Raw genomic sequence first — 26,173 nt, 5'->3', positions numbered from 1 at the left:
TCGCTGCTCAAGCATAGCCGATCATGCATGGATACCGATGTTCTCGCGAGCCCTTGTATCGAGGGATGAACAGGGCATTAGAACGCTTTTTCGGCGCTGAAGCGCCATCATCACTGTGAACGTGCCCGAGGAGAAGACGTGGATTCCCGATTAAATGCTTTTCTTGAACGCGCCGATGCCGTCCTGGCCCGTATCGAACCGCTGTTGCCCGCACCTCGGCAAGCCATCGACTGGACTGATTGCCTGGCCGCACGCTGGCAACGCGAAGGGCGCAGCGGTTTTCTGCTGCCGCTGCACGTCAGCCTCGACACGCGGTTGTCCGACCTGATCGGTGTCGACCGACAAGTGGAGCAACTGGGGCGCAATACCCAGCAGTTCCTCGACGGCATGCCGGCCAACCATGCACTGCTCTGGGGCTCGCGTGGCACCGGTAAATCGTCGCTGGTTCGCGCATTACTGTCCGAACACGCCGAGTCCGGCCTGCGGCTGATCGAGATCGAACGCGATCACCTGGCAGACTTGCCGCGGGTGGTCGAACAGATTGCCAGATTGCCCCAGCGTTTTGTGCTGTTCTGCGATGACCTGTCATTCGAATCGGGCGAAGGCGACTATCGCGTGCTCAAGAGCGTGCTGGATGGTTCTCTCGAACAGGCCCCGGATAACGTGTTGCTCTACGCCACGTCCAACCGTCGCCACCTGGTGCCGGAAAAGGAAAGCGATAACGAAAACTGGAAACGGGTCGACGGCGAACTGCATCCCAGCGAGGCGGTGGAAGACAAGATCGCGCTGTCGGATCGATTTGGCCTGTGGCTGTCGTTCTACCCGTTTACCCAGGAGCACTTCCTCAACGTCGTCGAACACTGGATCGGTCAACTGGCCGACAAGGCGGGCCTTGAGTGGCAGCGTAACGAAGAACTGGACATCCTCGCCGTGCGCTGGGCAACGGGACGGGGCAATCGCAACGGACGTTGCGCGTATCAATTTGCTCGCTATTGGGTCGGGCTCAAGCTGTTGGAGCACAAGGCATGATCGATTTACAACAGAGCGGTAAAGGCCTCGAAGGCTACGGCATGCTGTCGGCACAGTTGGAATCATTGCTGGCGGACGAGCGGGATTTCATCGCCAACGCCGCACAGTTTTCGGCGTTTCTGTACAACCAGCTCGATGACCTGAACTGGGCCGGTTTCTACCTCAATCGCAACGAAGAACTGGTGCTCGGCCCGTTTCAGGGGCAGATCGCCTGCGTACGGATTCCCTTCGGTCGCGGTGTCTGCGGGGCGGCGGCGGCGAGCTTGCAGACCCAGCTCGTCGAAGACGTGCACGCGTTCCCCGGGCATATCGCTTGCGACAGCGCGTCGAACAGCGAACTGGTGGTGCCACTGGTCAAGGACGGTCGATTGATCGGCGTACTGGACCTCGACAGCCCGAGCCTGGCGCGTTTTACCGCTGAAGATAAGGCCGGCATCGAACAGCTGGCCGCGATATTCCTGCGCCTGACCGACTGCTGATCATGCCCGCAAGCCTGCCTTGACCAGCAGGCTTGCCGGGTCCACCGCATCAATCTGTTGCGGATCGAGGAATCGCTCGGCGTATTGCAGATAGATGCGTGCATTGATGAACAGCTCGAACAATTGCGGATCGATGTGGGCGTCACGGCACATCGTCGCCATGATCCCCAACGCTTCGCTCAACGACTTGGCTTTCTTGTAGGGGCGATCGGCAGCGGTCAGCGCTTCGAAAATATCGGCAATCGCCATCATCCGCGCCGGCAGGCTCATTTCTTCGCGCTTCAACCGTTTGGGATAACCGGTGCCGTCCATTTTCTCGTGGTGACCGCCGGCGATTTCCGCGACGTTGTTGAGGTGGCCGGGGAAGGGCAGGTGGCTGAGCATCAGGATCGTCTGCACCATGTGGTGATTGATGATGTAGCGCTCCTCGCGCGTCAGGGTGCCTCGGGCAATGCTCAGGTTGTACAGCTCGCCCCGGTTGTACTTGTAGCGCGGCACATCGAGCTTGAACCCCCAGGGATTGTCGTCGGGAATTCGTTCGGCTTCCGCCCGTTCGAACAGGTGCTCGGGTTTGTCCGCCAGCAGCGGCTCGCTGACGGGCAGGGTCGGCGCCGGGGTGCGGGCCTGGCGCCGATTCTCTTCCCAGGAAACGCCCAGCCGGTCATCCAGCGTCCGGGTCCAGGTGCGTTGGGCCAGGCTGCGCAGGCGCTGCAAGTCGGACTCGGCCATCGCCTCGCCGCCCAGGTTGCAGCGGGCAACGAAGGCAAAATCATCGTCCAGCCCCGCCAACGTGGCATTGCGCTGTTCAGCCAGGTGCTGCTCGTCACCGCCCAGGGCAATGGCTTGCCAGTAGTTGATCCAGGCATCGCGCTTGAGCACTTCGAAACGGGTGCGGATTTCGTGGATGCGGTCGTTCAGGGTTTCCAGTTTCGTTGCTTTGTCGACGACGTATTCCGGGGTGGTGACCTTGCCGCAGTCGTGCAGCCAGGCGGCGATGTGCAACGCCTCCCACTCGTCTTCGGTGGGTTGATAACCGCTGAAAGCCGGGTCCTGGCTGGCGGCGGCAGCCTGGGCGAGCATCAGCGTCAATGCCGGTATTCGCTGGCAGTGACCGCCGGTGTAGGGGCTTTTGGCGTCAATTGCACCGGCGAGCAATTGAATGAAGGCGTCCAACAACTGTTTTTGTTTGGCCTGCAGACGCTGGCTTTCGATGGTCACCGCCGCCGCGCCGGAGACGGCCTGGAGAAATGCGATGCGGTCCGGTCGTAGTTTTTCCAGGTCGCTTTCATGGCCGCTGTCGGCCAACAGCAGGATCAGCAGGCCCACGGTTTCGCTATGGCGGTTGTGCAGGCGAAGGCCGATCAGATGAACCCGGGGGGATTCCAGCGCAAGCAACACCTTCTGCAAATCCCCGGCCTGTTCGAAACCGAGATTGGTCACCACATTGTCCGCATTCGCCAGCTGCTGCAGCCATGCGGGGCTGCGTGGGCTTTGGAGTTCGTGTGCTCGAACGTCGAACGAAGACAATGCCTGTGACGTGCCGTTGATCACCAGACCCTGCGGCTCCATGAGATCGCCATCGCTTTCGCGCAGGTAGAGCAGACCCGCCTGCGCCTGGCCGATGTTCACGGTTTCAAACAGCACCCGTTCCAGCAACGGCGCGAAGCGGGTTTCGGCGCTGAGGCTGTCAGTGATCTGGAAAAAACTCGCCAGGGTGTCCTTCATGCGCAGCATCGAGACGCTCAATTGGTCGACTTCGAGCACTGGAGAGCGACGGGATGCCGGGAAGTTGAAATTGAAGCTGCGAATCGCATCGGCTTCCTGCACCAGCGCGCGCAAGGGCTTGACCAGGATTCTGGAAGTCAGCCAGCCCAACGGCAGGCACAGCAGCAGCGTGGCCAAGGTGATCAGTGCACCTTGCCAACGCATGCGATAGGCATCGACGAGCAATTCATCTTCCGGCACCAACAGCGCCAGTTCCAGTCCTTGAGGGCCACCCTCCTGCATGTGGCTGCGGGCGACGATCCATTGCCGACCGGCCGCGTCCAGGCGATTGCCTGCGGGGGGATGGTTGAGCAGCGCGCCGAGGCTGGGGCTGAGGTCAGCCGCCTTGGCCAGGTGCGCTTTTTGATCGTCGATGATCAGTTTGCGGCTGTCGGGGTAAGCGATGGCATTGCCTTGCGCATCGAACAGCACGATTTCGGTACTGGGGGTGACGACATGATTGGCCAGGGTCGCGGACAGTTCGGCCAGGGTCAGGTCAGCGCCCATCACCGCGTTTTCGCCACTGCGCCGGGCCAGGGTGGTGCCGATGTTGTGAGTGGAGAAGAAGAGGTAGGGTTCGGTGGTGATCTGATCGCGGTCGCGGCTGGCACTGGAGAACCAGGCGCGGGTCCGTGGATCGAAGGTTTCGTCGGGGTTGTCCTGGCGGCTGATGAGGGCCAGGTCCTGATCGAAAAACAATCCCTGGGATTGGACCTGGCCGCTGCTGTTTCGCTCAATGCTCCACACTTGATAGGCCGCCGTCTCCGGGGCCTTGAGCAGGGTTTTCAGTTCGGCGGTGCGCAGCGGGCGAACCATGAAGAAATCGCCGTTGCCGTAGCCCAGGTACAGCGAGGCCAGATCGGGGTTGTCCTTGAGTGACTGAGTGAAGGGTTTGAGCAGGGCCAGGCGTTGTTCCAGGTCGGGTGCCTGGGCCGCCGGGTGATCCGCCAGCAGGCTTAGCAGGTGACGAATCGGTTCATAGGTGTTGCGCAGGTCCAGCCGCACATCCTGCTCGATGCGGTTGAAGAGCTTCTCACTGCTGGAAAGAATGATCTGCGTGGTTTGTCCGTAGTTGAAAATCCCCAGCACCACCCCGGTCAGCAACAGCAGGAAGGTGAACATCACGCTGATGTGGACGTGCAACGGCAGCCGCCGTTGATCCGGGCGCAGTGGGCTGGGCATTGCAGGTCTCTCCATGATGGTAAACACACTGCTAGCGACCAAGCATAGTTAAGGCTCTGTCATTCTGCCTTTGTCGTTGATTGCGATCTGTTGCTGCAACGCGTGTTCCAGTTCGAACATGGAGCGCTCCATGGCCCTCGTGCAATTGGCCACTTGTTGATGATCAAAGACTTGCTGGCAGGCCTTCTCCAGTGCCTCGCAGCTGTCGATCAACCGGGAGGCCTGGACGATTCGCGCGGCGCCCTTGATTTTGTGGGCGATGTCGATAAACGACTGCGGGCCCTCGGCGTGGGACAACGCCAACAACGCCTCTCGGTCCAGGCGGTTGCTGTTCAGCAGTTCGGTCAATAAACGCAGGTCCAATGCCGGGTTGCCACCCGTCAACAGGCGCAGCCCTTGCAGACTGAACGCCGGCGCGCGGTCGGTTGGCTCGAGCCCTTCAACCCATTGACTCAAGGCGGTCAGGGTGAGGGGTTTGAACAGGCAGTCGTCCATCCCGGCTTGTTTGCAGCGTTGCACTTCTTCCGGTTGGGCGTTGGCGGTGAATCCCAGGAGGGTGCAGGGCAGGCGTTGGGTTTGTCGTTCATGGTGGCGAATGGCGCGGGCCAGTTCGTAACCATTCAGGATCGGCATGTTGCAATCGGCAATCACCAGATCGAACGGCTCGACCTTCCACGCCTCGAATCCCGCCTGGCCATCCTGCGCGACACTGAATCGATGCCCCAGAAACTCCAGTTGCTGGCACATGAGCAAGCGATTGGCCGGGTGATCGTCGACCACCAGAACATTCAACGGGGCCGTGGTCACGTGAATCGGCGTTGGCGCAATCGCCGACACCGGTACGAATGGCAGGGCTGCCAGGTGCAACGACACCTGGACACGCGTGCCGAAACCCGGTTGGCTGCTTAAATGCAGGCTGCCGCCCATCATCTCGCAAAGGCTGCGGCTGATCACCAATCCAAGCCCTGCGCCCCCTCGGCTTGACTGGCCCGTGTCACTGGCCTGGGCGAAGGGTTCGAACAAGCGTAGCTGATCTTCCTGGCTGATCCCGATCCCGCTGTCCTGAACCTGCAACAGCATTTGCACCTGTTCGGGGTCAGCGGTCGGGTGCAGGTCGACGGTAATCCTGACCTGGCCCTGTTCCGTAAACTTGATGGCGTTGCTGATCAGGTTGGACAGCACCTGCTTGAAACGCATCGGGTCCAGCAGAACGTCGATTGCCGGGTTGGCAGGGTGGAACTCCACCCGCAAGTCGAGATTCTTCTGACGAGCCAGGCCATCGAAAATCCGCACCACCGAGGCGATGATCTCGCCCGGATTGACCCGCTCCGGGCTCAGGCTCAGGTGCCCGGATTCGATCCGTGCAATGTCGAGAATGTCGCCGATCAGTTCCAGCAGGTCCCTGGCCGAGTTGTACGCCACATCGATGGCCGGGCGATCCGGATGGTCGAGTTCGATACGCTTCAGCGTCAGCTCAAGCATGCCGATGACCGCATTCATCGGGGTGCGGATCTCATGACTCATGGTAGCCAGAAACGTGCTTTTCGCTCGGTTGGCTTCGTCGGCGCGCTCTTTGGCGCAGCGCAGGTCATCGAACAATTGCCGCCGTTCGCTGATGTCGATCCAGCCGCCGATGATGCCTTGCACTTCACCGCTCGAATCGCGGTAGGGAAGAATCCAGTGGTAAATCGTCAGCCGGCGACCACCGATGTGCAGCGCCCGGTCAAGAATCAACGGGATGCCCTCGGCCACGACGCGCTGATAGTCGGCCTGATATTCCCAGGCTTCGAACGCGTTGCTCATGTTGCCCTGCATGACGCTTTTGCCGATCACGTCCTCACGTTTTGCGCAGAAGGCTTCCAGGTAACTGTCGTTGCAGCTTTGCAGCAGGCCCTGACGATCACGCACGTAAATCGGATGGGGCGTGCCATTGACCAGTGATCGCATGAATTCGAATTGATCGTTCAACGCACGCTCGGCCGCCTTGCGCTGGTTGATCTGACGACGCATGTAGGCGTTCCAGGCAACGGAAATCAGCAGCAGGACACCGGCACCGATAACGACCTGAAAGAACACTCGGTGATAGTTGCGCCAGGTGCTTTGCGAAGACGCCGAATAGCCACGCCAGCGGCTGTTGATAATGCCCAGTTCTTCTGGCGCGATGCTCAACAGCGCCTTGTTCAGAATCGAGTTCAGTTCTTTGGCGTCGCGGCTGGTGGCGAGCGCGAACGCGGCTTGTCGGGTGCCGATGGTGGTGCTGATTTGAAGTGTGTGCTCGAACAGTCGCGATGAGATGAAGTAGTTGGCAATCACCAGCGAGTTCACCGCACCTTCCGCCTTGCCCTCGGCGAGCAATTCGACGGCGCTGAAGGTGTCTGCCGTTTCGATCAGTTTGATTCGCGGGTACTCGCTGCGCAGGTAATCGAGCAACGGATTGCCCTGGGTAATGGCCAGGCGCTTGTCCTGGAGTTGTGCAAGGTTTGCCGGGCTGTCGGCGGCTTTGCGCGTCAGCAGGACGAACGAGTTTTGCAGGTAGGGACGGGTGAAGTTCAACGTTGTTTCGCGTGGCGTACTGGGCAGCAGGGCGGCGATCAGGTCGGCTTGATTGTTGTTGATCTGCTCGATCATCTCGCCATTGCTTCGGCTGCGACGGATGTCGAAGCGCAACCCCGTGCGCAATCTGATCAGTTCGAGCAGGTCGGCCGTGACACCACGAAAATGGCCATTACTGTCGAAAAACGTCAGCGGCGCAAAGGCCTCATTGACCACCACGCGTACCACTGGATGTTGCGCCAGCCAGCGTTCTTCGCTGTAGCTCAGGTCCAGTTTTTGATCGGTGAGCAGAATGTCACTGCCGGCGCTCCAGCGCTTGGCGATGTTTTCTCGCTCGCTGGTGGGGATGACCAGCAGCATCGCATTGATGATGCCGAGCAGTTTCGGGTTGTTCTTGTGCACGGCAAAACTGAAGCCGTGGGCTTCGTGCTTGCCGAAGTTGGCCATGCGGATGTTGTTCAGGTAGCCCTTGTTGATCATGTAATGGGTGGAAATGGTGTCGCCGAGAAACACATCAGCCTGATCGAAGGCCACCGCGTTGATTGCATTCTGGTAGGACGGATAGGAGGTGATGATCGCCTTCGGATACATCGCCTTGACCTCTTCCAGCGGCAAATAGTGATACACCATGCTCAACCGCAGATCGGCAAGGCCATCGGCCAGGGATCGGGTTTCCCCTTCGCGTGTCACCAGGACCGGTTGATCCACGGCATAGGGCGTGGAAAGCACGATGTCGGCGGTGCGCGCCTCGAATCCATTGGCGGTGCCGAGCAGGTCGACTTCGCCATTCTCAAGCGCCTCGATGGCTGCACCGCGAGAGGCGAAGCGCTGAACCTTGATGGGCAAACCGGTGGTCTTGCTGAGGATGCCCGCGTAATCGGCGGTGAAACCTTCATAGTCGTGGCCGCTGATGGTCAGATCAAAGGGCGGATAATCCGGGGCTGAGGTACCGAGGATCAGTTCACGCTTGTTCTTGACCCATTGCCGTTGTGATTGATCCAGCTGGACTTCCAGGTTTCCGGTCGTTGAGCGACTGAGCAGGGTGTAATAGTCATTCGTAGTTTGCGCAGCGGCCACCGAGGCGCTCAGGCATACACCGGCGGCCATCAGTATCAAATAGTCCTTTATACGACTGGGCATCCTGTCCCTCACACTAATGCGTTACGTTTTGCCATTTCAATGAGCTCAACCAGCGATTGCGCCTTGAGCTTTTGCATGAGTCGTTTTTTATAGGTGCTGACCGTTTTGTTGCTCAGAAACATGCCTTTGGCAATTTCCTTATTGGTTCGGCCTTGAGCAAAAAGTTGCAATACCATCAACTCCCGGTCATTGACTGACTTGAATAACTCCAGGTCGGCGTAGCGTGCGTCATCTCCACGAACAGGGTTCAAGGCCTGACTTGGGAAGTAGTTGTAACCTGACAATACCGCTTTTATGGCGCTGACCAATTCACTCAGGTCTTCCTGTTTGCACACATACCCCGATGCGCCAGACTGCATGCAGCGAATACCAAACATCGTCGGGCACTGCGCGGTTAATACCAATGTTTTGATGGGGGTACTCATGGCGTTGAAACGAGAGAGAACTTCCAGCCCATCGAGTTTCGGAATGCTGATGTCGAGTATGACCAGATCGGGCATGCATTCTCGAACCATCTGCATGGCGTCGACCCCATTATCAGTTTCACCAACAACTTTGTAACCTTCGTGTTCAAGCAACATTCGAACGGCAAGGCGGATGACGGGGTGATCGTCGACAATAAAAACGGAGTTCATAATCAGATCCCATGCGAGCTCAAATAAAGCGCGCACCTTAGCTCTTGCGCTTAGTACACGTAGTAACTGTTACCTCTAGCTAAGTCATTGAAATTAATAGCTTATGAAAAAGTAACTATTTTTCAGGATGCTTGGCTGCCGGCTTTTTTTATATCGCTACTTCGTTACCTTTTCCCCAAACATGAGGTGGGTGAGCCCGCTTATATGCCTAGACCAAGGTGATAACCTGGAACCTATGGGCAATAATAAATGGGAAATTCGTGTGAATCTGTACCAGTGAGGTCGCCAGCAGTTTTCACTCATATAGATTTTTGAGGGTGCGGCAACATTTGTTCTAAATTAAATTTGATGCCTAAGGATGGATGTATGACGGAATTTTGGTTTCGTGCAGAATACCTACACGATGCTTTGGGCTTTGTAGCAGCAATCGCTGAGCAAGCAAGAATAGTGGATTTACGCTTGAAGCAGGATTCGGCGTTTCCCGATTGTGAGGTAGAAATAACTATCGATCTAACGTTGGCTGCTCTCAAGAGAGTTGCGAAGGGGATCGAAGACGCCCATGTTATTGAAGAGTCGATTGCGCACAAAAAACACAAAAAAATTTGGGAGGCATGAGAAAAGTATCTTAGCCAGAAGGGAGTTGCTTTTCGCCGCGACTTAATGCGCTGTCCAACTCTCAGATAGCTGTTGTACAGTCGATCTATTGCATCTACATCCTCCTGCCCGCTTCATGAAATGCGCCGCAGACGGCCATCCGCTATAAATAAATGCTCTTTTAAAGCATTGAAATTATATCTTGAGACAGCTTCCCTAATTGGCTTTGTGAATTGACTCAAGTAAAATGGAGAATAAAAAAACCGCCCTGGTGGGCGGTTTTCGCATTAAAGATAGTTAGTAGCTATCTTTAGGTTCACCCAAGGTGGGTGCACTGGCGCAAGAAGATCTTAACTCTAGTATCCACTCACGTCAAATTGCCATCATTAGAAGACAGAGTGCCAGTTTCTTGATAATGGCAAAAAGACACTAGTTCGATATCAAAGTGACTTTGTCAATGATGGCCCCGAGCTACGATTTCACAATCAGATTTGGTTCTGTATGATCAGACGATCGGTCGGATTTTCAGACGGCCGGTAGATCGGCCCTTTTGCCTAGGATTAGTAACCCTACCAGATCAGCGAAAGGATCATAGGTTTGAGCTTGCCTAAGGTGGGTGCACTGGCGTCTCCCCCCTACCAGAAATGAAGACTGGATATCGTTTCTGGAGGCCGGCTTCATCAAGGAGCAGGCATGCTTGTGCTTATCCTCAGGATCGCATTCGCACTCTACCAAATCTGGCAGATAATCCGCGATTACTACAACCAACGTTGAATAAAAATGTGCACCGCAGGTTCGAAGCCGCGGTGCACATCTTTGGTCTGAACATGTCATTGAAAACGCCATGTATCTGCAAGAGCTTCAAACCAAAAAAATCCGTATTTTGCTGCATTTCCGGCATCTATCAGTTTTGCCGTTTTCAGCATTTACAAGCGCCTGAAGATCATTTGCTGCAAGTCAACTTGGTTGTCGGCTGCGCGTTTTGCGAGATTCCTCATCGAACGCCCAGTTGTGGTGTACCTGATGCTTATCTAGCCAGGACAAAAAACGAGAAGCACATACTTTTAAAATATATATAGAGTCGTTGTGAGGTCGCTAGGGAATCTGTAACGGCGCTTGAGACTGTGCGAGCAGTCTTAGAAGAGCGGCGTAAAGCATACTAGGGTGAGGCGTCTAACAAATGACAAGGTACGGGTTGTCCGCCTGATTCAGCGTGTAAGCCTCATACGCAGTATGGCTGCCTATTCCACTCCATGTTAATTATTCATGGTGTGGAGTAGGGGAAGTGTTGGTGCCAATTCGGTTTTTCTTTCATCGTGCTTACGAAGTGATCAATAACTGCTTTTGCCGCAATGTGGGGAGCGGGTGCAAGAATAATGGCCTTCCATACAGTGTCTATCTCGGCACCTGATGATCGACGGTCTTCTGTTTTCATATGAATTATGCGATCTCGAGCATTTTTTAACGTTTTATATCCATGCCAGCATCTCCCACCTTTTGGTGAAGTGCAGCTCAAGATTTCCGGCAGAACATTTGTTAGCTTTTCGTCTAACGTGGTATGGCGTTCAATTGTTTGTTTGCTAGCGGCCTCTAATACGATGTTACTTCTGTGGTGGCGTGCATAAAAATAGTCTGAAGGTATAGTCTCGTTAACAAATGCTTCAAGTGCCGTGAAGGCTAAAACAATCGATTCAATCATTTTTTCAATATAGTCGAAAGCTTCCTCGTCAGAGGGGAAATTGACTTCGGTATGCAAGGTTTTATCAATACCGCTTCGGTCGCGAATTCTGCGTGCAGAAATGAACGCCAAAGCAGATGAATTGAGTAGCAATGCCGAAGCATTTGGTAGCGGGATAGTAAGCTGCTTTTTTTTAGTTAAAGAAATGATAGAAGATACTATGATACGTGTACCCTTAGGTGACAAAATTCCGGACCAAGGCGATACCCAATCCTCTGCTAAATACGTGAATGTTTGTAGTCTCCAATCATTGGCGGGTTGGCTATTTACAGGGGGAACAGGCTTCATGGGATACCTTCCTGGAATTGTGACGGGTGCATTTTAGTCGAAGATGAACACATGAATTGTAAACGTACCATCCTAGTCTGCGCTAGCTAGGCGCGCTGATTCAAAATTGTTTATTTCTATAAAAAATAGAGTATTGAATTGATTGTTAGCTAACCGCCTTGTATTCGAGTGGCAGGCTAAATGTTTTTTGTAAATACTCGATGTAGGACATTTCCTCCGCAGTCGCCACCGCAGAGCCGACGATAACCAATTTTGCGGCGCGTTGATGACCAGGCCAGTAAGAATATTCCATTATCTGTCCAAGTGCCTGTCGAATGCAGGCTCTGGCAGTAGATGCTGTCTTAATTTCGTAAAACCAATAACTTTCACCCTGTTTGACTACCAAGTCTATGCTTAAGCCGTTTGCGTATATTTCAGTGCCAACATTATCTTCTCCGTATAAAGCTGACAGTTCTATATAGAGGTTGTTTTGATAATCGTTATGCCTCAGTCGAATGTCCAATTCTCTTTGGGTGAGTAGGCCAGAGGTTTGCGATGGTTTTTTTGTACAACCAGCGCTAAATCTAAAATCGTATAGCTTCTTTTCCAAAGCTGTCTCAGGAAGGTCTCCCTCTGTGAATAAATAGATTGGAAGTAGTCGATCAAGAATTTGCAGTATCTGGTCATAGTCGATAGCGTTCTTTTCTGACCTCGCTCCAAGGAATATAAAAATACCTTCTTTCACTCGTTCCTGAGGAATGGAGGAGGGCATATATTCGGAGCTTCGGACATCACTTTCGTAATGCCACATACGCAAGTCAGAAAAGTTTTCGCAGAACTCGTTTAGGTACTCATTAAACCGCGCTATTTTGGGAACGAGCACATCGATGTTGGGAAGCGATTGGCTGCACTCTAGGGAAAAGGCGACACCGTACCTTACGAACTCCCCCTCAATGCCGACGTTAAACTGAAGCTCTTTCCTTCCCCCATAGTGCCATCCCCAATTTTCGAATACAGTTCTTTGATCGAACAATTGGCTGGATGGAGTCCTTGAAAATTTATTGATTTTTTTTCGAATGCTTTGTAATTTTCCGACTTTATATGATTTTGACTTTTTATTAATTTCTTCCGCTACTTGTGCCAAGAAATGCATCAAAGGGATTCCTTTACTTTGTTGATTCGGCCTAGGTCAGTTTTATTCGTGGTAGGCAATTATCCATTCACCCAGGGTCATATCATAATCCTCCCACTCCTTTTCCCAGTTCTCTCTCAGAAAACTACCGATTTCTTTTGGCTCCAAATCAAACAGGTTAAGCCCCTCGCGCTTCATAGCGTGGCGGATTCGTCGAGCTACTAACGATGGTGTTAGTTTTTTTACCGCCTCAACTGCAATCGACTCACACCATGAGTATACAAAGCGCTCCCATGCAATTACATCTTGCCTAAATCGCGGAACGTCCGGAAAGTCGTACCCGTTTACATACCGATTTTTAAAGTCTTCGTCTTGGGCAAGATGGAGATCCTGCTCTAATTTTTGTATCAGTCGTTGCTCATAAAAGGTTGAGTTCAATTTTCCGTTTTTGCTTTCGAGGTAAAGACTAGGAACAACTCCAGATGCCTCCAAATCGTTCCATACCTCCGCTAGCGCCCTCAACAAAGCATCGATCCTTTCCCGACGCCAACCTACATCATGAGCGTTGCCTAATAGCTTGGATATTTTTGCATGACGGGCAGATGAGGCTTTCGATTTCATGCGTGTGCTATGTGACTTGTAGCACTCATACGAAATCCAGTCGCCCAAGTGGGTCCACACGCCATACCGAGATTTCCAGCGAGGTATTTCAGCTTCATCCGCAGCGATGTCGCTGCTGCCGTTCATGTAGCCGTACCGTACGATGTCTCGATCACCTTTCTCGGTGAAGCTGCGACTGGCGAATATCTTTGCAACCATGTCTTGAGGTAAGGCCTTCTTTAGCTGAATACTCAATATTGCGAACTGAGGGGCGTTTCTGTATTGAGCAGCAAGCAGGCCACGTTGCAGCCAGGTATCGAATCCAAAAGGCATCGCGCTGGGCATAATGCTCTTGAATCTTGGAAGGTAGAGCTTAGGTATTTGACTCGGCCAGACCTCAGTACCCTCAATCACCGTCGTAGATTCGGTATCGAAGGTTGCGAGGATTCTAGAAAAATAATTCGCAATATCCGCATCGTGTTGAATAGCTAAGTCGAGGTCTGCGATCAGCTCGGCATTCCTGCTGCCGAGAAATGCTGCATTCGTAGCGTTTGCTGAACCGAATAACAATCTGCGCTTTCGTCTTTTCGGCGCCTCCTCGCGGATGAATTCGAAATAAAAGGCTTTCATGTGCATGAGGCCTGCTGCCCGGCCTAGACGAACCTCAAGTTTTACACCCTTGCGGCGAGCTTTATGGAAACCCTGGAGGTCCTCGGGCCTGATCCCATCATCCACTAACAAACAGAGCCGCCGGGGATTCATTCGTTTAACCAGCGCATCCATGAATTTCACGTCTACGTAAGGTGCGATAACCAACGCCAAATCCAGTTGGTATCCTTCCGGGACCGACAGTAAATCAAAGCTCATCTGTATTTATTCCATTTCAATTGTCGATCGCTTTTCCTTGGAACCTATGTTTCACACAGATCTTTTTTTCATCAGTTGAGCCTTTCGATCATACTTGGCTCCAGCGTTAGAGCTAAAGCTACCTTCGAGAAAATCTACTTCCTTTCCATCAACGAGCTTTTTTATCAACTTTACACCGATGCGTTTTAGCGGATCATGTTCTTGAAGCCACAATTCATATCCATCAATTGAGGGGGGGCCTAGATTGATAGTGAAATTGACACCGTACAGTAAAAATGTAAAGTATGTTTCGGGATGGGGAGTAAAAATCAAATCATGTCCAAAACCAGCCTGAACCCAATGCCCTGTATCTGGGTGCCTCATTTGTGCATCCATTGAAAACAGAACTTGCCGATGGTAAGGCCAATGTTTTACGCCTTCACCGTATCTAGCGAATCTTCTAATTGCGTCGTAAGCTGGATGGTCAATGATAACGTCGACGTCTCCTAGTTTTACATAGCGAAGAGCCAATGCTTCCAAAGGCTGTTGGCGCTGATTGAAAACTGACCCACCCTGCCGATTGAAAATTGACCCAGGGCGGATTGCTGTTTTTTGTCCCAGCAATTGTGAATAAGCTTAGCAGTAGTGTCCCGGTTGAACGGTCATCGAGCCCCACCGCATAAAGGCATGCGGCAGGGTGTTTATGGTGCAGATCAAAACGGTTCATCGTCCTCGATACCATCTTCGTCCTTGCGCTTTCGTTCACGTGATTTGATCTTTGTCTGCGCGGCCAGCGTGCTGTGTTGCAGGCGGTAGGACTCGTTGCCCGTTTCGACGATGTGGCAATGGTGTGTCAACCGATCCAGCAACGCTGTGGTCATCTTGGCGTCGCCGAACACACTCGACCATTCCGAGAAGCTGAGGTTGGTCGTGATCACAATGCTGGTGTGCTCGTACAGCTTGGACAGCAAGTGAAATAACAGCGCGCCACCGCTCTGGCTGAAGGGCAAATACCCCAGTTCATCGAGTATCACCAGGTCTGTCCGAAGCAGCCCTTGAGCGATTCGGCCACTCTTGCCGTCGTACTTTTCACGCTCCAGCAGATTGACCAGATCCACTGTGGAAAAGAAGCGCACGCGTTTGTTATGGGTCGTGATTCCGGACACGGCCAGGGCGCTGGCCAAATGTGTTTTGCCGGTTCCGGGCCCGCCGATGAACACCACATTCTGCGCGGTCTCTGTGAACTCCAAGCTCGACAGATCTTTGACCAGACGGGCATCTGCGCTGGAGGCGCTAAAGTCGAAGCCAGCCAAGTCACGATGCATGGGTAGTTTGGCCATGCTCATCTGATGGTTAACCGAGCGTACGGCGCGATCTGCTTGTTCTTGTTGGAGCAGATGTTCGAGCAGCCATTTCGACGACGCCGTCGAGGCCTCTCCTTGAGAAGCCAGCTCTTCCCAAGCGCTGGCCATGCCATGCAGACGCAGCTCTTTGAGTTCCGCCATTAGGTCACGCATTGCGATTCTCCTCATCGGTTGTACGGAGCCGGTCGTAGCGCGCTGTATTGGCGACAGGCGCTACCTTGAGTTGCAGGCTGGTTTCTGCGGAAGGAGGTGGTGCAGTAGAGGTCAGTCGAGCTAGAACATTCAGGATGTGATCGGCGCTCAGGCTTCCCGACTCAAGCACCAGTTCTACCGCCACGAGCACCGGGTCGAGACCGGCGATGGGCACAGCAGCCAGTACCTGCGTCAGGATTCGATCACCGTTGCTGTGACGTCTCAGGCCCCGCTTGAGAAGCTGTAACGGCTTGGGCAGATCGGCAAACGGCGCGCCATTGCGCAGCGCACCGGGTTTGCGTTCGATGAGTGGGATGTAATGCTGCCAGTCAAAACTGACCTGATCTCGATCAAACAGACGCTCGTGGCTGGCGATCATCGTTTCATCGGCGATGACCACGATCCGAGAAGGATACAGACGGCTGCTGACCCACTGGCCGACTCGCTCACAAGGCACCGAATATCGATTTCGCGCCACGCTGATCAGGCAGGTGCTGGAGACCCGTACGGTGCGCTCGACGTAGCCATCAAAAGCCGTCGGCATCGGCATCATTTCGACCCGCTCCAGCTCCAAGACCTCTGCCACCGTCAGCCCGTTGTACTGCGGATGCACCAGCTCGCTCCAGAGTGCACGACAGCGTTGGCCGAGCCAGGCATTCAATTCTTCGAAGGTGTGAAACATGCAGTCTTGAGCGTCGAGCCAGATGCGTCGTCTGCTGTCTTGCACGTTCTTTTCAACGATGCCTTTTTCCCAGCCCGAGGCGACATTGCAGAAGTCCGGATCGAACAGGTAGTGCGCGCACATCACGGAAAACCGGGCATTGACCGTGCGGCCTTTGCCCTTGTTAACCTTGTCGACAGCCGTTTTCATGTTGTCGTAGATGCCGCGACGTGGCACCCCACCTAACGCACCGAACGAGCGCGTATGGGCATCGAACAGCATCTCGTGGCCTTGGCTGGGATACGCAACCAACCAGAACGCGCGACTGGCGCATAGCTTCATGTGGGAGACCTGAATGCGTCGGAACAGGCCGCCGATCAGCAGACCTTCTTCGCTCCAGTCAAATTGAAAAGCCTCACCAAGTGCAAACGTCAGCGGTACAAAGGCACGTAACGATTTGCCTTGCTCACCGCGCCACGAGCGGATGAAGGCTGTGAGCTGACTTTAACCGCCGTCATAACCCTGGGCTTTGATCTGCTCAAAGAGTGCTTTGGCGCTCCTGCGGTTGTGCTTTGCCCGAAACGAATCAGCCTTCAGCGCCTGCTCCAGCGTCTCGTGGAATGGGCTGAGTTTGTTGAAGGTAGCGCCCCGCTGGTACGCCGGCTGAGTGGCTTCGGGTGCTCTGACCCATTTTCGGATGGTGTTTCTCGACAGCCCGGTACGCTTGGCGATCTGGTGCAGCGACAGCTTGTCGCGAAAGTACATCCTCCGAATTTTCCCCAACATTTCCATGCTGATCACCCTGTGTTCTCCTGCTCGGAAGGTGAGCAGAAGTAGTTGAACACCTGGGTCAGTTTTCAGTCGGCAGAACAGCCTTTACTGGGTCAGTTTTCGGTCAGCGGCAACATGCCCTTCTTATTAGGGACTTGATACCACCCTCTGAGGTTTCTTATCGATGGGTGGGAAAGTACGGGGTTTTCTACTTTTCTAGCGAAATAATTGTTGCACTTGTCGCAAACCAGTCCTTTTGGAAGGACCAGTTTTTTGCTTCCTATAGATTCGGGAATTAGGTGTTCGACACCCTTGGTGTCATGACTCGCTTCCTTGCAGAATAAACAGCGCACAATTCCCTCAAATGGTTATTAATGGAGTGAAACTGCGCAATGAATCACGATTCTGAACGACGTCTGGATTTTTCAGAGCCTGATACGGTGTTGTTTTTTGCTACGTCATTCCTTATTTGTTCTCGATTTTTTTCATCCATTAACGGTATTGATGCAACAAAACTATCGTGTAGGTGCTGGAGGTAGTATCTTAGTACATCAGGTATTTCTTTTATATCGGTTAGTATAAGGCTTCCAACGGTGAACTCGGTGGATTTTGAAGTTTCTGCCGCTGACCAACCATCAGCAAAGATATGGAAGTACATGAAAGGCAGCTTAAACGTAGCGAAAAATCTATGCGGCTCATCAAAAAATTGTATGTCTTGTCCGCCTATGGAGCGCTCTATTGAGTAAACTACTGGCCCCGACAAGTCGTAATATGGCGGTTTTCCACAAAATGGTGTGAAATAGATCTTGGTTGAACACCGGTTCGCAACAATGTCAGCTTTCATTGAGGCAAGAAATTCCTCAAGCTTTTGATTGTCTTCCTCTGTGCGATTATTTGCACGGTTCTTGGTGGTAAGGATGGCCCGCCAAAAAATTGAGAGTATCGCTACTTGCATTGTTTCTGTGACTACAATCGCTGGTTTCTGTTGTCGATAATTAGCGATTTTTTTGAAAAGCTGTTCGGCCAACTCTTTTTCAAGGGTTGAAAGAGCACCTTCGCACGTTCCGCAAAGTAAGTATTCTTTAGGCCCATCTTGGTGACGGATGTTGACGTCGTCGCTGCATCGAATATATGGAGTGGCTGAAGTAATTTTTAGCCAATCGAACACAAATTTTGGGATGCTATGTGACTCCTTCAATATTATATTTATAGAATCACAAAGAGCGCAGTCCCCATTTTCACCTCCGTCTGCAATTCCGTTTTCATTGTCAGCAGTAATCGCTGCTTGCGCCTCAGGCATCTTAAGCTCCAAAAAAGTGAAATTAACTCGCCGCTGGGCACCTTGCAGAGAGGCTGTAGGATGAAATGCTCCCTGTTTTATGCCTGTCGGACGATCCGGGATGGGGTGGAATGGCAATGGGGATGCGTCAGGATACTCGGATGATGCGGCTCTAAAAAGCACGTGCGCCCCACGAAGATATTTGTTTTAGGGTTAGTTTTTCAATCTAATGATCAGCAGTGTGAGAGGAGAGCTAAAAATTTAGGTCCGACGCTTGTCGATCCCCTAGTCCAACTGACCAAGAGGGATCGGAGGAAAGGCAACTGTCGGATTTTCTTTAAGGTTTCAGGACCAGCTTGATGACACCGTCTTCCAGTTTACCGAACAGCTCGTAAGCCGCTTGGAGACTCGAATAGAACTGAGCTGAGAATGCTGTGCCGTCGTCGGCGCACGGGAAGGTATTTCGTCGCCTATACCATCGTGGAAAATTCATAACGCTACACTTTGAGTTGGTAACGTGTCCGCCAACGGTAGGCTCTCAAGACCGCCTGAAACAACGAGGAGTGAACACTATGATGAACGATTCCGCTTCGTCCGATGAGCGCCTGGTTCTTGGAGCAGTCCAATGGGCGCGTCTTCCTTTTATCGAGGAAGTCGAGCCGATTTCAGAGAAGGACTATGACGTTCTTCGGCAGTTAAGGGAGGTTCTCGTTCGACATGGGTATGAAGAGCGGTTCGGCGTATGCCTACTCCATAAGCACTTCGAGGTTCGAGAAGGAGAAATAGCCCTCGAAGAGTCAGATGAGAATGCGCGGGTTTCAACGATAAGAATTGTCGCGGATGAGGACTGCGAAGGCGCGATGGAGACGGCATGGCAATTTACTGCAAGCACTGAAATTCACGCAGGGTGGGCTTGTAAGTTTAAATGCAGGGGGTCCGGAATGACGAATCACAATAAATATCACTCTGGCGAAAAAGAGAAAGTTTGATCATCGTGAGAGGCAACACCTAACAACCAGATGTCGGTCGCGACTGTAGGGCGGAAGTCGATCTGCGACTAGTTTGCATGCTGGTTCGGTATCCGCGCCAGTACGTCTTTGAGAAAGGCGTACTGAACATGCATTTTGAAGAAACGTAGGTGCTCCCAGTAACGCTACCCGAGGTTTAAAGAACAGCGGAATGCGCCCAATGCAAAGCTAATAGGCGAACTGTTGAATTTGAATCGATTGCCCGTTTGAGCCCACTAGGATCACCCTCCTCGACGGCGTATACCCACCATCAACTCTTGGTACCTTGTATCGTCGCTGAGCTTTGGATCGGCTTGGACAATTTTGCTCAGGCAGGATGTGAGGTCCGATGGAATCCAGGATTGATCCTCTATCGTGAGGCTCAGCAACAATAGGGCTTCTGCCGGATAGTCGGAGCAAACGGAGCTTTCATTCATTTCATGAAGCAACGAATGGGGATGCTCAATGGGCAGCAGCCAATCTTGAACTGATGCCAACGCCGTTGGAAATTTTTCGCCAGATGCAATGGCTAGGCTTGCTAATGAGGCTGCTATCGCTGGGGTGATGAGTTGTATTGATTTAGGCCAGACATCTCGCCAGAAAGGGAGAACTCGATTTTCCCAATAAGCCTCCTTTTGCTCAGCAGCACCTTCCAAAGCTTGCGTTAGAGCCTGTGCTGCGTCTTCGAGGCCCCGCTTAGGCAACTCTTTGAAGGCTGACCTAAATTCTGTAGCTGTGTAGCCCTCGAGAGGGCCTAGCGCTGCGTACGTGAGAAAAGCAGCGAATTGCTGTGCGTGCTCACCCAATTCTTCAAAGTGCTTGGCTGTGTCCAAGAATTGATTTTTGAACGCAAGCAATAGAGGGCGGTACAAACGAGGCGACCACAGGAAGCCCTCCCATACGCCCTTTGCTTCAAATGGATAAGTGTTCCAGTCGAATAAAGGAAGTAAGCACGACTCTGTCCAGGGGCGATCAACGCGGAAGAGGACGATCAACCTCGAACCGAGAATCACTCTGCCATGTCGATATTTTTCTATCGTGGTGTCACACAGCTCGGTGAAGAGGTCTTTGATCTGAGTCGGCAGGCTATCGTTATCGTTGGGTTTTTTGCCCAGCCAAAGATTCAACAGCGCCTGAGTGACGTGACCAATCGGATGGTTAATGGCATCGGTCACAGGATCGTTCAGTGGCTCGCCGTTGCTTGTAATTCCTGATTTTGGCTCAAGCGGCAGAGCCATAATCCGCCTGCATAATTCCAGGAGGATCGATTCGTCATGGCTGATAACCTTGGACACAGCATCTATCCAATACGTAACGCTGTGGACGATCTCTGTAAGAAGGTCATCTGGCAGGGTGAGTATCCAAGGAGCTGAATACTGCCACGACCTTTTGGTACGACCTTTTTCGCCCCAAGTCTGAATGGCTTGCCGCCATCGATTAGCTGGCCATACTCCTTCTTCCGCAAGATCTCTCAATGCGTACATAGCGTTCAATGGATGCTTACGGCAGGTGTCGCGCCAGGTGTCTTCGTAATGTCCTGATTCAGAAGGCGGGGCTTTAAGCCACTGAAATAACTCGTCTCTTTTGGTTGGTGCGACGTCAATGCTCTGGGTTTCTTCGTGGTCGGGTTCACCACTCATGCTCATCCAATGAGAGAACTCGTCACTTTCATTGGATGCAAGGCGCCATTTTGAATGCGCACGTGACAAGACTTTCAATCGTGCAGCTGCTGCCTTACCCAGCGATACACCGGAGCTTTGCAACTTGGCGAGCCTACGCCACACGGTGCTGTCTGCGAGGTCTTTCCATGCTTCAGGTAGGATGTCATCGCTATACATGCGACGTGGCGGGCCTACCAAGATTGCGGTCTCAAGCCGTTTCTGATCCGCTGGTGCTAAGAAGCGTCCCTGCAACACGATGAGTCGAAACATTTCGCGCTTAGTAGCCACAGACCAAAGCCACCATGCATCGTTTGCCAAAAGCCACTCGACCCAATGATTCGGGGAAATGCAATTTTCCTGACTTGCAGCGAATAGTGCGAGACGCTTGTAAGTCGCGAACGGAAGTTCGGACCACTCTTTCGCAATCTGATGGGCCAGCGAGAAATTTTGCTCGTAGACGGACAGCCACGAGTCCCGCAGGAGTTCGATCAAAGCCACCCAATCACGATTCTTGCGGTTCTGAGTATGGGGTGCGATTGATGGAAGATCCCAATGAGATCGATCGTCTTCGTCGTCCGCTTCGCTCAGTTCACGAAGCAATTCCAACGCATCCGTTAAAAGCTGCTGGAGATCCTTCTGTAGCAGAGGCAATGCAGTTTGCCATCGGTTGCTTCTGAAATTACGAAACACCGAATAGATGTCATCGGCCGCCAGCGTTAATTTCCATTCTACAAGGTCACGGATTCCTCTAGGTACGGAGGACTGGTCGGACTCCTCTTGCCAGCGAAATGGTTTCGATAGCGAGATCATTGGAGCGAGCAACTCGCGTAGCTGAAGCCGTGCAGTAAGGGTTAATCCATCCCGTTTGAAACGCTCTTGCCACTCGTAAAGGGCTGAGTCGCGCCACGGCTGTTTGACCCTACCAGTTAATAGCAGCCGCCATAAAACCTGCATCAAACGGCTGGGCTGTGCTTTTGGAGCATTTTTTAAGATTTCTGCCAGCTCAGAGGTCTGTCCCTCGCTCTCCAGCCGAGAAAGAAAGCCCAACCGCTCTTCTATTTTCCAGCGGAACCGTTCATGGATTCGTCCTCCTCGCTCTACTATCCAAAGAAGTAGGTCGGGATTATCCAGGTGCCGAACGAGCCAACGGCCGATGTGACCCATTACATCATCCCACTGGGAGCCGGAATCATTCGAGGATACCAGTGACATGGAGGGAGCGAGTGGGTAGGGCGCCGGTCGTTGTACGAGGCTAAATTTTAGTTTTTTATCATTTTCATTTTGGGGAGTTACACCAAACCGATTCAAGTCAGTATGGCGGTATCGGTAGTCAGCAAAGGCCTCAAGCCAGTCAAGAGGAGGGACCGGATTGAAATCGGCAAAAAGACGAGCGGGTAAGCCAGATTTATCAGAAAGGGCCCAAAGCACCCGGCCTACATAGTCATCCTGCCTGGTGCTGGCTGATGGGCGACTTTGAGCATGGGTGACGACAAAACGTTCCTTTCCCATGACCCCATCTCGGTAGACTTCTCCCCAGGCCTGGAGCGTCAAATGCAATGCCGAGTGATCCCGAGTGCCAGCTGGCACGTTGTAAAGAATTGGGGTGACACCTTTCGCCTCCCATTCCTCTTGTCTGACCTCCTCTTCTCCAGGAGAGCTTGAGCCGAAGGCCCATGCGTTTGGGGTGATCTCACCCTGCATCCTGTCGGCAGCTATAGCATCCCTCATGTACCTGAGAACGGGGTCGTTGATGCTGTATCCAACGAAGCAAACGACATAGTTGCGAAAGAGTTCGCTTACGAATCGAGCCGCCCACCGTTCGACAAGGTAGGCCAGACCGAAATCGCCACTTGTGACTACGAGACGGTTCAGGCCCGCCTCATCGGGAACTTTTGGCAATACACCATGCAAGTAGACCAATCCGTCCCAGCGACTATTTTTCGGAATAGGCAGCATCGGGGCCGAATAGGACTGAAATTTATGGGAGACTTTTCTTGCCGCTGTATCGAAAATGCGGTCGAAGTTTGTCGTCACTAGACGAAGTGTGCCATGCCGGGTACGGGCGAGCCTCAGCAATGCGGCATGTGTATCAACAGCACCTTTCTTACGTAAGTTAGGTTTTAGAGCCCTGCAAAGAGCTTGTCGAACGGCGAACCGGCCTCCGTTGATTCGGCGCTCTAGCAGATCAAGAGTGGCGTCGAATTGATAGTTGTTGAAGGCTTTTTCCTCGGCACCGCCAAGCTCATCATGAGCTTCTTTATAGATCAGCTCCACTAAGCCTTTGAAGTCGGTTAAGCCCGCGGGATAGGAAATACCAGCTCCGCAGAAGAACACTACGCGGCCCTCCTCGTGGGCCTGTAGCAACTCATCTGGGATGTCTGGTCCATCAGTTACAAATTGCATTCCCTTTCCCCATCAACCATGCCGAATGTGCGCGGAAGCCTATTTAGCATGCGCTGGAGCCGGTTAGCCATCCTACCTTTGCCGACGCGAATTTTGCTTAGGACAAAAAACTAAGGGGTGACGCCTACAGCCGGCCCCAAAGGAAAGTCATAGCCAGCAGGCGGCATATTTTCCCATTTGAAATCGATACTTTGCTCAGGCGTTTCACCTAACAGCGTCATGAGGTCAAGCTTGACTCTGCGGGAAGTTTGTCGGGGATTTCCGGTTTTAGAGTTTTCAAGGCTGGGGGGATCATCCTCTGACCATCAGGTGTTTCCGTTTCAACGACGCCATTGCACGCCTCCACAACATTTCGGTGACCTGAGGAGTTTTTTTGCATTGCTGGATTTGCCAACAAATCATCCGCGCATCCATGGGGATTTTGACTCCACCGCAGGCTGTTACGGCAGGCTGGCTAACATCATGTCTGCAACACGTCGCAATTGTTGTGTACTTACCTACTCAGTAACCAGCGGGTCCATCAGTTCAGCCCCCCCCTGATTCCGCGCGTTGCAAACTTCCCTGCCCAACTGGATACCAAACGAACTCCGGAACATTTCGGCAACAACCCCTGGCAAGCTCCTCAGCGCGCAGAGCTGAGATATGTGGATCAACCCACTCCCGAGAATGCTCCGCGTTTAGGACGACAGGACGACGGTCATGGATGTCGACCATTCCTTGGTCGCTATCAGCCGTGATAATTACAAATCCGTCTCGCTCGTCAGGTTCGAATCCCGGTCGAACTTGACCGAGTGCAGCGAAAAACATCGGACGTTCGTCCTTGAGACAGATGAAATATGGCTGTTTTTTTTGGGATCGGTTGGGTCTTTCATCCACTTAAATCACCCATTCGCTGGAGCTACTATTCGACAATTTGGCAAAAGTTCTTTGAATAACTTTCCTGCCATGACCGACTTGACAGTATTGCTTCCAGGCATCCCTGTCTTTGAGGAAGTTTTGGCGTCTCCAATTTAGTCCTCTTTTCGTAGGGGGGGCGCTACGCAGATCCACATTCAGTCCGAGCCATACCCTATCATTTCCGATTATTCACCATTACGGTTATCGAATGAAATGATAAGAGCGTCATATGGCGCACCGACGTCTCCGAATGCCGTTTGATAGTTTCCAATTTGCATGCGTGTTCCTTGTTGGCATATGCAGATGGCTTCGATAACCTCAGAAATCGTTAATGATTTCCCTTCAAGCAAAGCATCCAGCTCGTGGTCACTCCAAGGCGTATTAAAATTAGGTCGCTTCATGGTTACGGCATAAGCATCAGCGTGCCAAACACAGGCAGATCCCTCCGGTGGAAAATGCATTGGCTGCCTGCCAAATGGATGCTCAGAGTAAAACATTTCCCATATAGCTGCATAACGCGTTTGAGCATGTTGGCGAATGAGCTGAGAATGGAAATGTGACTGCCCTGAGGACTTTTGTTTTGAATCCCATGTGTCTACATGTGAACTTAAGCGAGGCCATTTAGCCTCGAATATGGATGCTTTGAAGTGAGTTTCGTTTTGTAGAATTATGCACGCATCTGCGCCCATCTCTCGCTCAGCGCTTGCATTCAGAACTTGGATTTTGGCGCTGAGCCCTTCAATTTTTCTAGCAGTAATCTCCCGGCGAAGCGCGCCTGTGAAATTAGATGTGTAATCATTCTCGCTGACGATATATCCATCAATGAGGTCCGCCTTAACCAGCCTATCTGCCCATTCAGCGCAATTCATGATTACTTGAATAATTTCTGGGGGGAAAAGCATCATTAACGTCCTGTATGTCTATCTATAAGTTTCGATAAGAAAATGATTCGTTTTTTTGACTGTTTACGCCCGCGTAAAAGTTTCGGCTTCTCTGCGGTTTACTGATATAGATATTTCCTCACAGGCAGCAATCTGCGGGAGGGGAGAGGACTGGGAGCAGTGATGCATTAGCTACGGTTTGCCAGGTATCTTGTCTAGCAAAACGCCGACATTCGTGCGATCCCACCCCTCACCCAACCTGTGAGTTAAATATTTGATTTGGAGAGAAGCAGCTGAAGCTCGACAACTGCCTTCTCAACCAAAACGTCATGTACTCCCCGACCATAGCGCTTTGCCAGAAAAATGGTAGCGTCTTCGAGTACCACCAGGCATTTCATGGGGTGACCCTCTAGTGGCATGATGCTGCATGGAGCGTCTAAAACGGGTAACTGAATATGTCCGTCCAGAACGGCCTCATATCGCTCTAGAACCCCGAACTCAACCGTGAAACCTCTGGCTCGACTTCTGAATCCGTATGGATTGTCCGCAAGCGGATGGCGCTGCCCAAATTCTGCTGGGATGAGAGTCGCAACTAGTGAATTTTCGAAACTGGTTTCCCTTTCATCGTTGCGAGCGTACTCGAAAGGCTTGTACGGGGCGCTCCCGGCCCATGAGATAGTTGCTCCATTTTCTTCTACAACAACTGTCCCACTGTTGCCATCAGCGTTCATGCTGCCTTGAGCAGACATTTTTGCGATGACTTTATATCCCATGTATTCGAATTCAGCATGAGTCTCAAACACTGTGGCAGCGTAGTTGCCATCAATCGGCCTTGGCTGGTCGTACTCAGTAGGGACAATGTAAGCCGCAGTCATAAAGTATCCTAAATCTCTATAGGTTTTCCCTGTCATCATTTGGTTATTAGCCTATGCAGGGTGCTTGCTATTTCTGTTTGGCACGAAAACGTCGTAGCTCACGTCAAGCCTTCGTTGATACCGTAGCAAGTTTGGAAAAGCAAGCGGCGCGAGATGCACGATCCTACTAGGATTAGTCACGGGCGAGAGCCCGATCCTGACAGGCGTGATTTGGCCAGTAGGA

Annotated in this window: 18 protein-coding genes and 1 pseudogene; 4 read left to right on the top strand and 15 right to left on the bottom strand. The window is 52.4% G+C overall.

The annotated features are described in order from the left end of the window. The first annotated feature begins 138 nt into the window (after positions 1-138). On the top strand, positions 139-1,029 hold the full coding sequence (locus ACA057_RS22910; protein ID WP_497342586.1) for an ATP-binding protein: 891 nt from the start codon (positions 139-141) through the stop codon (positions 1,027-1,029). Next, complete coding sequence (locus ACA057_RS22905; protein WP_497342584.1) at positions 1,026-1,508, top strand: GAF domain-containing protein; 483 nt, start codon at positions 1,026-1,028, stop codon at positions 1,506-1,508. The genes ACA057_RS22910 and ACA057_RS22905 overlap by 4 nt, the downstream gene beginning before the upstream one ends. On the opposite strand, the gene ACA057_RS22900 is transcribed toward ACA057_RS22905, so the two are convergent. Genes ACA057_RS22900 through ACA057_RS22890 form a run of 3 tightly spaced genes read right to left on the bottom strand, consistent with a single transcriptional unit; the run spans position 1,509 to position 8,782 of the window. After that, a complete protein-coding gene (locus ACA057_RS22900) occupies positions 1,509-4,454 on the bottom strand; it encodes an HD domain-containing phosphohydrolase (RefSeq protein WP_497342582.1) in 2,946 nt (981 codons plus the stop codon). Positions 4,455-4,502: 48 nt separating this feature from the next. Continuing rightward, positions 4,503-8,147 (bottom strand): transporter substrate-binding domain-containing protein, encoded by a 3,645-nt coding sequence (locus ACA057_RS22895; protein WP_497342580.1) that lies wholly within the window; start codon positions 8,145-8,147, stop codon positions 4,503-4,505. Between the two features lie 8 nt (positions 8,148-8,155). Beyond that, positions 8,156-8,782 carry a response regulator gene (locus ACA057_RS22890; RefSeq protein ID WP_497349996.1) on the bottom strand — a complete coding sequence of 209 codons (627 nt, stop codon included), beginning with the start codon at positions 8,780-8,782 and terminating at the stop codon, positions 8,156-8,158. 366 nt (positions 8,783-9,148) lie between these two features. On the opposite strand from ACA057_RS22890, the gene ACA057_RS22885 reads away from it, so the two are divergent. Then, on the top strand, positions 9,149-9,397 hold the full coding sequence (locus ACA057_RS22885; protein WP_497342579.1) for a hypothetical protein: 249 nt from the start codon (positions 9,149-9,151) through the stop codon (positions 9,395-9,397). Between the two features lie 1,243 nt (positions 9,398-10,640). On the opposite strand, the gene ACA057_RS22880 is transcribed toward ACA057_RS22885, so the two are convergent. The 8 genes and pseudogenes from ACA057_RS22880 to ACA057_RS22845 all read right to left on the bottom strand — a co-directional run bounded on the left by ACA057_RS22880 (position 10,641) and on the right by ACA057_RS22845 (position 18,247). Next, positions 10,641-11,402 (bottom strand): hypothetical protein, encoded by a 762-nt coding sequence (locus ACA057_RS22880; RefSeq protein WP_497342578.1) that lies wholly within the window; start codon positions 11,400-11,402, stop codon positions 10,641-10,643. 145 nt (positions 11,403-11,547) lie between these two features. Then, complete coding sequence (locus ACA057_RS22875) at positions 11,548-12,534, bottom strand: hypothetical protein (protein ID WP_497342576.1); 987 nt, start codon at positions 12,532-12,534, stop codon at positions 11,548-11,550. Between the two features lie 42 nt (positions 12,535-12,576). After that, complete coding sequence (locus ACA057_RS22870) at positions 12,577-13,980, bottom strand: phospholipase D-like domain-containing protein (protein ID WP_497342574.1); 1,404 nt, start codon at positions 13,978-13,980, stop codon at positions 12,577-12,579. 51 nt (positions 13,981-14,031) lie between these two features. Then, entirely contained in the window at positions 14,032-14,583 is a 552-nt protein-coding gene (locus ACA057_RS22865; RefSeq protein WP_497342572.1) for a hypothetical protein, read from the bottom strand. Between the two features lie 89 nt (positions 14,584-14,672). Then, on the bottom strand, positions 14,673-15,476 hold the full coding sequence (gene istB / locus ACA057_RS22860; protein WP_200646038.1) for an IS21-like element helper ATPase IstB: 804 nt from the start codon (positions 15,474-15,476) through the stop codon (positions 14,673-14,675). Beyond that, positions 15,469-16,968, bottom strand: a pseudogene (istA, locus tag ACA057_RS22855) (IS21 family transposase). The gene istB and the pseudogene istA overlap by 8 nt, the downstream one beginning before the upstream one ends. Positions 16,969-17,060: 92 nt before the next feature. Beyond that, the gene (locus ACA057_RS22850) at positions 17,061-17,300 is read right to left on the bottom strand and encodes an HNH endonuclease (protein WP_497342570.1); all 240 of its coding nucleotides are present in this window, start codon (positions 17,298-17,300) and stop codon (positions 17,061-17,063) included. 44 nt (positions 17,301-17,344) lie between these two features. After that, on the bottom strand, positions 17,345-18,247 hold the full coding sequence (locus tag ACA057_RS22845; RefSeq protein ID WP_497342568.1) for a hypothetical protein: 903 nt from the start codon (positions 18,245-18,247) through the stop codon (positions 17,345-17,347). A gap of 551 nt (positions 18,248-18,798) precedes the next feature. Here ACA057_RS22845 and ACA057_RS22840 point away from each other — a divergent pair. Next, a complete protein-coding gene (locus ACA057_RS22840) occupies positions 18,799-19,215 on the top strand; it encodes a hypothetical protein (protein ID WP_497342566.1) in 417 nt (138 codons plus the stop codon). A 260-nt stretch (positions 19,216-19,475) separates the two neighbouring features. On the opposite strand, the gene dsr1 is transcribed toward ACA057_RS22840, so the two are convergent. From dsr1 to ACA057_RS22820, 4 genes are all read right to left on the bottom strand, one after another. Then, a complete protein-coding gene (gene dsr1, locus ACA057_RS22835) occupies positions 19,476-23,297 on the bottom strand; it encodes an anti-phage defense-associated sirtuin Dsr1 (protein ID WP_497342564.1) in 3,822 nt (1,273 codons plus the stop codon). Between the two features lie 525 nt (positions 23,298-23,822). Further along, positions 23,823-24,104 (bottom strand): SOS response-associated peptidase family protein, encoded by a 282-nt coding sequence (locus tag ACA057_RS22830; RefSeq protein ID WP_497349994.1) that lies wholly within the window; start codon positions 24,102-24,104, stop codon positions 23,823-23,825. Positions 24,105-24,379: 275 nt separating this feature from the next. Further along, positions 24,380-25,099, bottom strand: a complete 720-nt coding sequence (locus tag ACA057_RS22825) for a hypothetical protein (RefSeq protein ID WP_497342562.1) — start codon at positions 25,097-25,099, stop codon at positions 24,380-24,382. 242 nt (positions 25,100-25,341) lie between these two features. Continuing rightward, positions 25,342-25,950, bottom strand: coding sequence for a hypothetical protein (locus ACA057_RS22820; RefSeq protein WP_497342560.1), 609 nt, complete (start codon positions 25,948-25,950; stop codon positions 25,342-25,344). Between the last annotated feature and the right edge of the window lie 223 nt (positions 25,951-26,173).

The organism is Pseudomonas sp. LBUM1661, from assembly GCF_059695925.1.
This window is presented reverse-complemented; position numbering and strand designations above follow the sequence as displayed.

Bases quoted from the DNA above. Each gene is read 5' to 3' on its own strand.
- ACA057_RS22875 (WP_497342576.1), bottom strand. From the start codon at position 12,534: ATGCATTTCTTGGCACAAGTAGCGGAAGAAATTAATAAAAAGTCAAAA.
- istB (WP_200646038.1), bottom strand. From the start codon at position 15,476: ATGCGTGACCTAATGGCGGAACTCAAAGAGCTGCGTCTGCATGGCATG.
- ACA057_RS22825 (WP_497342562.1), bottom strand. From the start codon at position 25,099: ATGATGCTTTTCCCCCCAGAAATTATTCAAGTAATCATGAATTGCGCT.
- ACA057_RS22890 (WP_497349996.1), bottom strand. From the start codon at position 8,782: ATGAACTCCGTTTTTATTGTCGACGATCACCCCGTCATCCGCCTTGCC.
- ACA057_RS22870 (WP_497342574.1), bottom strand. From the start codon at position 13,980: ATGAGCTTTGATTTACTGTCGGTCCCGGAAGGATACCAACTGGATTTG.
- ACA057_RS22905 (WP_497342584.1), top strand. From the start codon at position 1,026: ATGATCGATTTACAACAGAGCGGTAAAGGCCTCGAAGGCTACGGCATG.
- ACA057_RS22840 (WP_497342566.1), top strand. From the start codon at position 18,799: ATGATGAACGATTCCGCTTCGTCCGATGAGCGCCTGGTTCTTGGAGCA.
- ACA057_RS22885 (WP_497342579.1), top strand. From the start codon at position 9,149: ATGACGGAATTTTGGTTTCGTGCAGAATACCTACACGATGCTTTGGGC.
- ACA057_RS22895 (WP_497342580.1), bottom strand. From the start codon at position 8,147: ATGCCCAGTCGTATAAAGGACTATTTGATACTGATGGCCGCCGGTGTA.
- ACA057_RS22820 (WP_497342560.1), bottom strand. From the start codon at position 25,950: ATGACTGCGGCTTACATTGTCCCTACTGAGTACGACCAGCCAAGGCCG.
- ACA057_RS22880 (WP_497342578.1), bottom strand. From the start codon at position 11,402: ATGAAGCCTGTTCCCCCTGTAAATAGCCAACCCGCCAATGATTGGAGA.
- ACA057_RS22830 (WP_497349994.1), bottom strand. From the start codon at position 24,104: ATGTTTTTCGCTGCACTCGGTCAAGTTCGACCGGGATTCGAACCTGAC.
- dsr1 (WP_497342564.1), bottom strand. From the start codon at position 23,297: ATGCAATTTGTAACTGATGGACCAGACATCCCAGATGAGTTGCTACAG.
- ACA057_RS22900 (WP_497342582.1), bottom strand. From the start codon at position 4,454: ATGCCCAGCCCACTGCGCCCGGATCAACGGCGGCTGCCGTTGCACGTC.
- ACA057_RS22845 (WP_497342568.1), bottom strand. From the start codon at position 18,247: ATGCCTGAGGCGCAAGCAGCGATTACTGCTGACAATGAAAACGGAATT.